Consider the following 8,532-nt stretch of genomic DNA (forward strand, 5'->3'; position numbering starts at 1 on the left):
GCGGCGGACCGGGGGGTGGATTCAGGGGGGTGTTTGGAAGGCACGGCAGCACGCATGCAGGCACTTTAACTGATCACCCCCGCGCGACGGAGAACTTCTCGGGGAACGCTCAAAAAACGGGTTTGAACAGCCTCAGCCACTTTTTGGCCGGCAGGCCGAAGCGGGACTCGATCACCTCGGCCCGTTGCGACAGCTCCCCCCGCTCGGGCCGGGTCGGCTCACGTTGCGCCGCCACGACGGTGTTGCCCTCGCGCGTCGGCTTGAAGGCCCAGACGGATTCGGGGCCGAAGACCTCGGCGATTTTTTCCAGCGAGCTGATGTAGCTGGAGTCGCGCCCGAACAGGTTGACCGTCATGACGCCGTCCTCGCTGAGCAGTTCGCGGCAATCCGCGTAGAAGTCCACGCTGTCGAGCACCGGCGCCGCCGCTTCGTGGTCGTACAGGTCCACCTGCAGCGCGTCCACGGTGCCGTGGTGCGCCGGCTTGCGGATCTCCTGCGCAGCGTCGGCCAGGATGACCTTCAGGCGCAGGTCATCGGCGGGCAGCTTGAACCACAGCCGGCAGGCGGCCAGCACCTGCGGGTTGAGCTCGATGGCCGTGGTTTTCATCTTCAGTTTCTTGTAGCAGAACTTGGTCAGCGCTGCCGACCCCAGGCCCAGCTGCATCGCGTGGCGCGCCGCCACCGTGCCTGGCTCGGTGAACAACAGCCAGACCATCATGCGCTGGACATACTCCAGTTCGATGTCGAACGGTTTGTCCAGCAGCATGGACCCCTGCACCCACTGCGTGCCCAGATGCAGGTAGCGGACGTCGCCGTAATCGGAAAAATTCACCTCGGGCAGTTCTGCCTGTGGAAGCTTGTTGATGTTGATGCTGGTTTCTTTGCGGGCCATCGGGTCAATCGGTCAATCTGTGTTTTTCAAATACGTCGCGCCAGGCAGCGAGTTTGCGCTCAAACGACCAGGAGGCGTTGGCCGGACTGGTGGACGGTAACTTATAAACAGGCAAGCCCAGCAGCGCGGTGTACCGGGCATGTTTGAAACTCTCGCCACCGTTGTGGACGATGGCTTCCAGCGCCGGGCACTGTTGCAGCATCTGCGCGAAATCGTTAACCACCGGCTGGCGGATGCGGCTGTCCAGGCTGCCCTCGCGTTCGCAGGAGGCATACACGTCCCAGACGCCCAGTTGCCTGTCGAGCAGCCATTCGCTACGACTTTGATAGCTGTCTGCGCCCGATGCTATTGGGCTGGAGTGCCAAATCGCTTGCAGAATTTTCCAGAACTGGTTTTGCGGGTGGCCGTAGTACTGCTGCGCCGCCAGGGATGCCACGCCGGGAAAACTGCCGAGGATGAGTACGCGGGTGCGGCGGCTGACCAGCGGCGCCAGACCGGTCAGCATGCGCTCACCATGTGGTCAGGGCCCGCAACCGGGGCAGCGCCGCGCTGGCGTTGGCCGTCGTGGCCAGCGCCAGGGCGTCGAGTGTTATGCCACGCAGTTCCGCCACCACGGCGGCAATACGCGGCAACTCGGCCGGCTCGTTGCGCCCCTGGGCCTGGCCCCCGCCGCGCTGCTGCGCCGTGGCGTACAGCCAGTGCGGCGGAATATCCGGCGAATCGGTTTCCAGCACCAGCGCCTCCAGCGGCAATTCGGCCGCCAGGCGCCTGAGCTGCCGCGCCGGCTCAAAAGTGACGGCCCCGCCAAAACCGAGCTTGAGGCCCAGTTTGAGAAATTCGTCGGCCTGTTGCCGGCTGCCGTTGAAAGCGTGGGCAATGCCGCGCCAGCCGTCCTGCGGCGCGAGTTCGCGCAGGTGCTTGAGCAGTCTGTCGGCGGAGCGGCGCACATGCAGGATCACCGGCAGGCCGTGTTTGCGCGCCAGCAGGAGCTGCTCGCGGTAAAAATGCTCCTGGCGCTCGCGCAAAGGGCTTTGTGTCAGGGCCGGCACAAAATAATCGAGGCCGATTTCGCCCACTGCAACCAGCCGGGTGTCGGCTTTTCGCAGGGCGAGTTCGGCGTCGAGCAGGGCCAGGTCACTCTCCTGCGCCTGGCCGACAAACAGCGGGTGAATGCCCAGCGCATAACTGTCCCCAAAATCGTGCGCCAGCGTGCGTACGGCCGCAAAGTCAGCCACCCCGACCGCCGGCAAAACGCAATGCGCCACGCCGGCGACGGCCGCCCGCGCCCGCACGGCGGAGCGGTCCCTGTCGAATTCGGCGGCATCGAGGTGGCAATGGGTATCTATCCAGCGGGGCATCTTTCCATGATGCCTGATCGCCCGCCAGCTGCGATGACCCCACGGATGCCTGAAGAATATGCAGGGTTGCGCCAGACGTGATACCGTGTATTTGTCAGTCTCGAAATCCCCGGAAAACCCTTTTCACAGGTGACACGGATGCGCAGGCCAGCCCTCTACAGCAGCTCCAGCAGCCCCCCGCCCGCGGAGGCGCCAGGGCAGCAGGCGCAAGCCGGGCCAGCCGCTGAGTCTGCTCCGGCAACACGTTTTTTTTCGCTGTCCAGCCCGCGCCTGCTGTGGACCGCGCTGGCCGTGATGGCGCTGTTGCTGGCCCTCAGCCTGTCGCTGGCGCTGCGGCCGCAGCCACGCAAGCTGACACAAGCCGACATCAATGCCGCCGTCCTGAAAACGCTGGAAACTGCCCAGTTGCCTTCGGCCGTCGCCAAGGCCTATGAAGCCATTCGCCCCTCGGTGGTGCGCGTCACCGGCTACGGCAAGAGCAAGAACGGCAAGGAAGACCAGGAGTACGGCGTCGGCACCGGCGTGGTGATTGTGGACAAAGGCATCATCCTGACCAACCTGCATGTGGTGCAGGGGGCGCAGACCATCAAGGTGGTATTTTCCGACGGACTGGAATCGACCGCGCACATCATCGGCGCCCAGCCCGAAAACGACCTGGCGGTGCTGCAGGCGCACAAGATCCCCGACGACATGATTGCGGCGACCATGCGTTCCACTGGCGACCTGGCGTCCGGTGACCATGTGCTGGCCGTGGGCTACCCCTTCGGCATCGGGCCGTCGGCATCGGCGGGCGTGATCTCCGGCCTCAAGCGCACCTTCCGCTCGCCCGAAGGCAAGCAGGAAATGAGCAACCTGATCCAGTTCGACGCGGCCGCCAACCCCGGCAACTCCGGCGGCCCGCTGGTCACCATGGACGGCGAGGTGGTCGGCATCGTCACCGCCATCCTCAACCCCAACCAGCAGCGCAGTTTTGTCGGCATCGCCTTTGCCGTGCCGATTGAAAATGCCGCTGCCGCCGTCGGCTTGCCGCCTTTCTGAAGGACCTCCCCATGCAAACACCCGCCCCCTCGCAGGACCCCCACACCGCGCAACTGATGGAACAGATCCTCTACGAGGTCAAACGGGTGGTCGTCGGCCAGGACCGTTTTCTCGAACGTGTGATGGTGGCCATCCTGGCGCAGGGCCACCTGCTGGTTGAAGGTGTGCCGGGCTTGGCCAAGACCCTGACCGTCAAGACCCTGGCCAGCACCATCCAGGGCAATTTCAAACGCATCCAGTTCACACCCGACCTGGTGCCGGCGGACCTGGTCGGCACGCGCATCTACAACCAGAAAAACGGCGACTTCAGCACCTCGCTGGGCCCGGTGTTCACCAACCTGCTGCTGGCCGACGAGATCAACCGTGCGCCGGCCAAGGTGCAGAGCGCCCTGCTGGAGGTCATGCAGGAGCGCCAGGTCACGATTGCAGGCGTTACCCACCGCGTGCCCGAGCCCTTTCTGGTGATGGCCACGCAAAACCCGATCGAAACCGAAGGCACCTACCCGCTGCCAGAAGCGCAGGTGGACCGTTTCATGATGAAGGTGCTGGTGGACTACCCGACCGACGAGGAGGAGTTCGTGATCGTCGAGCGCGTGATCGGTCCGGCCGTGGCCGTGTCCAGTGTCGCCACCACCGCGCAGCTGGCCGAACTGCAGCGCGAATGCCGGCGCGTCTATGTGGACCCTTCGCTGATCCAGTACGCCGTGCGGCTGGTATCGGCCACCCGCACCCCGGAAAAAAACGGCCTGAAAGACCTGGCCCGATTCATCACCTTCGGCGCCAGCCCGCGCGCCACCATCAACCTGACCGAAGGCGCGCGCGCCTTGGCCATGCTGCGCGGGCGCAGCTATGTCCTGCCCGAAGACATGACGGACCTGGTGCCGGATGTGTTGCGGCACCGGCTGGTGCTGTCCTACGAAGCGCTGTCCGAGGGCCTGAGTGCGGACACCGTGATCGCCAGAATCATGGCCAAAGTTCCGGCGCCTGCGCGTCCGCTTGAACATGAAAAACTGGTGGCGTAAAAATGTTGCCCCCACGGTCGCTCACTGCGTGTAGCTCCCTGCCCCCCGGGGGGGCCACTGCGCCTGCGGCCCGGCAAAGCCGGTTCCGCGGCCCCTGCTTGAAGCAGAGGGCCCCTCGCCGGCTGCCCTACACGAGGTGGTGACTGGTCATGAAAAATTGGTTCCGCAAATCCGTCCAACCCGAACCCGCCGAAGCTTCCGTCCAAGCAGCGGTGGCCCGGGTGCAGACTGGCAGCGCTGGCGGTGCCGAGCACGTGTTGCGCCGGCTTGAGTGGACCGTGCTGCGCCGGCTCGACGGCCTGCTGCAGGGGGACTACCGCACCTTGATGCGCGGCACCGGCATGGACCTGGCCGACCTGCGCGAGTACCAGCACCACGACGACGTGCGCCACATCGACTGGAACGTGACCGCGCGCCTGCAGTCGCCGCATGTGCGTGTGTTCACCGAAGACCGCGAAATGGCCAGCTGGTTTTTGCTGGACCTGAGCCCCTCGGTCGATTTTGGTTCGGGCGACCAGCGCAAAAGCCAGGTCTCCAGCGAATTCGTCGCGGTGCTGGCGCGCGTGCTGACGCGCCACGGCAACCGTGTGGGCGCCATGCTGTACGGCGCCGGTGTGGACACCGTGCTGACGCCGCGCGGCGGGCGCGCGCATGTGCTGCAACTGCTGCACAGGCTGCAGACCCGTCCCGCAACCACCGGCGTGGTCACCACGCGCCTCGACGAACTCTTGAGCTCGGCCGCCCAGCTGCTGCGCCGGCGTTCCACGGTGTTTGTGGTGTCCGACTTCATCAGTGAACCCGGCTGGGAAAAAGCGCTGGGTCAGCTGGCGCAGCGCCACGAGGTGGTGGCGGTACGCCTGCTGGACCCACTAGAACTTGAACTGCCCGACCTTGGACTGATCCCGATACGCGACGCGGAAACCGGTGAGCAGTTGCTGGTGGACACCCACGACGCGGGTTTTCGCCAGCGCTTTGCGCGCATTGCCGCCCAACGTGAAGCCGACTTGCGCCGGGCGCTGGCGCAGGCCGGCGTGGACACGCTGGAGTTGTCCACCGACGGCGACTTGGTCGACGCCATCATGCGGTTCACCGAACTGCGCAAGCGCCGCGGCCAGGTCTCGGGCGCTGCCGGCGGAGGCGGCCGCGGCAAGCTGCCCGGCCACCTGAAGGCGGCTGCCTGAGCCGCAAGGAGACGACCCCATGACACCGCCCATGACTTTTCTCTGGCCCCATTTCTTATGGCTGATGCTGGCCCTTCCCCTGCTGGTGGTGGTTTATGTGTGGCTGCTGCGCCGCAAAAAGAAAATGGCACTGCGGTATGCCAGCCTGTCCATCGTGCGGGAAGCCATGGGCAGCGGCCAGAGCTTGCGGCGGCACATCCCGCCACTACTTTTCCTGCTGGCGATCGCCGCCATGCTGCTGGCTGCTGCGCGCCCCTTCGCCGTGATCACCCTGCCCTCGCAGCAGGAAACCATCATCCTGGCGATGGACGTGTCGGGGAGCATGCGCGCCACCGACGTGCAGCCGAACCGCCTGGTCGCCTCGCAAAACGCCGCCAAGGCCTTCCTGGCCGACCTGCCGCGCAGCGTGAAGGTCGGCATTGTCGCGTTTGCAGGCACCGCCTCGGTGGTGCAGCAACCCACGCTCAGCCGGGAAGACCTGGTAACGGCCATCGACAAGTTCCAGCTGCAACGCGCCACGGCCATCGGCAACGCCATCGTCGTTTCGCTGGCCGAGTTGTTTCCGGATGCCGGCATCGACCTGGCGTCGCTGACCTACGGCCGCAACCGCAACAGCGGCATCGCGATTGACCAGGCGCCGAAAGAGCCGAAGAAGGAGTTCACGCCGGTGGCCCCCGGTTCCTACACCTCGGCGGCCATCATCCTGCTGACCGACGGCCAGCGCACCACGGGGGTGGACTCCCTGGAAGCCGCCAAGATGGCGGCCGACCGCGGCGTACGCGTCTACACCGTGGGGGTGGGCACGGTCGACGGCGAGACCATTGGGTTTGAAGGCTGGTCCATGCGCGTCAGGCTCGACGAGGAAACCCTCAAGGCCATTGCCAACAAGACCCAGGCCGAATACTTCTATGCCGGCACCGCGGCGGACCTGAGGAAGGTCTACAAGACCTTGAGTTCGCGTCTGACCGTGGAGAAAAAGGAAACCGAAATCTCCGGCTTGCTGGCGCTGGTGGCGTCGGTGCTGGCACTGCTGTCGGCGGGCTTGTCACTGCTGTGGTTCAACCGGATTCTTTGACGCTGTTACCCCGGCATCACGCTCCGCCTCGGGTTCGCTTCTGACAGTAGGGCCAACTCCCCACTCCCTCCCCCCGCCCCTCCCTCGCCCCGCTGGGCGATGGCGGGGAGCTTCATGTGGCCGCGTGTGCTGCGCTCGCGTGCAAACATGACAGTCTGTTGAGTCCGACATGACGCGCTTCGCGCGTCATGTCTCCCCGCATCCGCATTTGTTCCCCCACCCGTCGGGCTGGGCCGAGGAGCGCAGCCGAAAGCGGATCAGGGCGAGCGGTTGTCTGAGCGTAGCGAGTTCGAGCTCGACCCCGCTTTCGGCGAGCACCGCAGGTTGCCCGTAGCGAAGCGGAGGGACCCAGACCATCGGGTCGCCTTTTCTTTGGTAACTTTCTTTTGGCGACGCAAAAGAAAGTTACTTGCCGCCGGGCAACCCCCGGCTTGTTGGAAGCCCCGCTGAAGCGCAAGCTTGCAAAGGCTTCGACGGGCTCAGCCCGAACGGTGGTGGTCGTCGAGCATGGATCCCGGATCAAATCCCATAAGCGCTAACTTAGAAGCTCACGTCCTTTTTGTCGCTGCAGCACCCTCTTGCGAGGTGGCTCGGCCAGCCGATAGCGCAAAGCCTGCCACTGGCCAATTGCATCGGCAAGCCGCAGATTGGGCGCAACGCAGCGGCACAGCAGTCCGAGCATGAGCGAGGTCTCACGCCACGGACAGCGCTCTCGGGGGCGCAGCGAACCACGCAATCTCGTACCCCCAGGGGGAAACGCGCTCGGCGTGAGCGATCAGGCGGGCAATCAACAGGGCCACCAGCAGCTTTCCCTGCAGCCAACTTCGCGCCGCCCGCGCATCGTGCTTTTTCAGGTGCCCCAGCTGGATCAGCGACTTCAGCCGCTTGAACTCCAGCTCGATCTGCCAGCGCAGCCGATACAGCGCCATCACCTGAGCGGCCTGCACGCTGGGCGCCAGCGTGGTGAAGACCAGCACGTAGCCGGCCGCCTCCAACGTCTGGGGCTGCACTTGCGTGCGCCCGCGCATGCTCTCGCGGCGCACCCGCTCGCGACCCAGCGCCGCCGCCGCAGCGCTCTTGCGCACCGCGCACAGCCTTCCCGCGATCTCCTGCGAGCGCTGACCGCCGCGCTCGGCCTTGACCTTCAGGATGGCCGGCCAGCTACCCGCCTGCCCCACCTGCAGCCCTCGCACCTGCTGCAGCACGTCCAGCGGCTGGCCCGTGGCGGGGTGCGCCAGCGGCAAGGTCACCAGGTTCATGCGCACGATCACATCGCCGCCATGGCGCCTGACGTGGGCGATTCCACCCGGGTGCGCATAACCGCGGTCGGCCACGAAGATGTCGCCCGCGTGCACCTGGAAGCGCTTGAGGGTTTCACCCTCGTCGCTAGGGCCGAGGTGGACTTCCTGGCACTGCAGGCCCGGCAGTCCTATGGCGTAGTGCAGCCGCCACTGTGATCCGGTCACACCAGGCTCGCGCACGACGCTGCCATCGACGACACGCAGCTGGCGCCCGCCCAGCAGCCCTTGCGCGCCAGCGTCGGACTGCGCGTCGCGTAGTTCGGGCGCCGCACGCAGCGCCTGGGCCAGCCACTCGAACCACGGACCGCAGGACCGCAGCCTCTTGAGCAGGGCCACGTCGCTGACCTGGGCAATGCCCGCCAGCGACGCCCGTGCGGCCGTCTCGCGAAGCCCGCAGCCCTCGCCCAGGTGGATCAGCATGACTTGCAGCAGCGCCCGCGCATCGGCGATGCCACGGGCTCGCTGGAAGGCGCCCAGCTCCCGCGCCATCTCCATCCATCGATCTGGCAGTAGCGCCTCCACGAGGCGCCAATCCTCACCCAGTCCGATCACCTCTTCCTGAGACTGCTCTGCCGACTGCTCCATGGGATGCCTCCAACTTTGCTGATGCAACAGCCGAAGGATATCTCAAAAGTAAATCTTTAAGTTAGCGCTTATGGGATCAA

General features: G+C 65.6%; 8 protein-coding genes. 4 read left to right on the forward strand and 4 right to left on the reverse strand.

The features are described 5' to 3' along the window. Positions 1 to 109: 109 nt before the first annotated feature. Genes B7G53_RS21895 through B7G53_RS21905 form a run of 3 tightly spaced genes read right to left on the reverse strand, consistent with a single transcriptional unit; the run spans position 110 to position 2,250 of the window. Positions 110 to 892, reverse strand: a complete 783-nt coding sequence (locus tag B7G53_RS21895) for a spermidine synthase (protein WP_096671707.1) — start codon at positions 890 to 892, stop codon at positions 110 to 112. A gap of 4 nt (positions 893 to 896) precedes the next feature. Beyond that, positions 897 to 1,397, reverse strand: coding sequence for a DNA-deoxyinosine glycosylase (locus tag B7G53_RS21900; protein ID WP_096671709.1), 501 nt, complete (start codon positions 1,395 to 1,397; stop codon positions 897 to 899). A 4-nt stretch (positions 1,398 to 1,401) separates the two neighbouring features. Continuing rightward, complete coding sequence (locus B7G53_RS21905) at positions 1,402 to 2,250, reverse strand: TatD family hydrolase (RefSeq protein WP_096671711.1); 849 nt, start codon at positions 2,248 to 2,250, stop codon at positions 1,402 to 1,404. A gap of 138 nt (positions 2,251 to 2,388) precedes the next feature. Between B7G53_RS21905 and B7G53_RS21910 the strand changes: the two genes are divergently transcribed. The 4 genes from B7G53_RS21910 to B7G53_RS21925 all read left to right on the forward strand — a co-directional run bounded on the left by B7G53_RS21910 (position 2,389) and on the right by B7G53_RS21925 (position 6,566). Further along, positions 2,389 to 3,288 (forward strand): S1C family serine protease, encoded by a 900-nt coding sequence (locus tag B7G53_RS21910; RefSeq protein ID WP_096671713.1) that lies wholly within the window; start codon positions 2,389 to 2,391, stop codon positions 3,286 to 3,288. A gap of 11 nt (positions 3,289 to 3,299) precedes the next feature. Next, the gene (locus B7G53_RS21915) at positions 3,300 to 4,310 is read left to right on the forward strand and encodes an AAA family ATPase (protein ID WP_096671715.1); all 1,011 of its coding nucleotides are present in this window, start codon (positions 3,300 to 3,302) and stop codon (positions 4,308 to 4,310) included. A 149-nt stretch (positions 4,311 to 4,459) separates the two neighbouring features. Beyond that, positions 4,460 to 5,491: a DUF58 domain-containing protein gene (locus tag B7G53_RS21920; protein ID WP_096671717.1), complete on the forward strand. Its 1,032-nt coding sequence runs from the start codon at positions 4,460 to 4,462 to the stop codon at positions 5,489 to 5,491. Positions 5,492 to 5,522: 31 nt separating this feature from the next. Further along, the gene (locus B7G53_RS21925; protein ID WP_096671721.1) at positions 5,523 to 6,566 is read left to right on the forward strand and encodes a VWA domain-containing protein; all 1,044 of its coding nucleotides are present in this window, start codon (positions 5,523 to 5,525) and stop codon (positions 6,564 to 6,566) included. 692 nt (positions 6,567 to 7,258) lie between these two features. Here the strand turns inward: B7G53_RS21925 and B7G53_RS21930 are convergent. After that, entirely contained in the window at positions 7,259 to 8,389 is a 1,131-nt protein-coding gene (locus B7G53_RS21930; protein ID WP_176491446.1) for an IS4 family transposase, read from the reverse strand. Positions 8,390 to 8,532 lie beyond the last annotated feature (143 nt).

The organism is Polaromonas sp. AET17H-212 (assembly GCF_002379085.1).
Classification (GTDB): domain Bacteria; phylum Pseudomonadota; class Gammaproteobacteria; order Burkholderiales; family Burkholderiaceae_C; genus Polaromonas.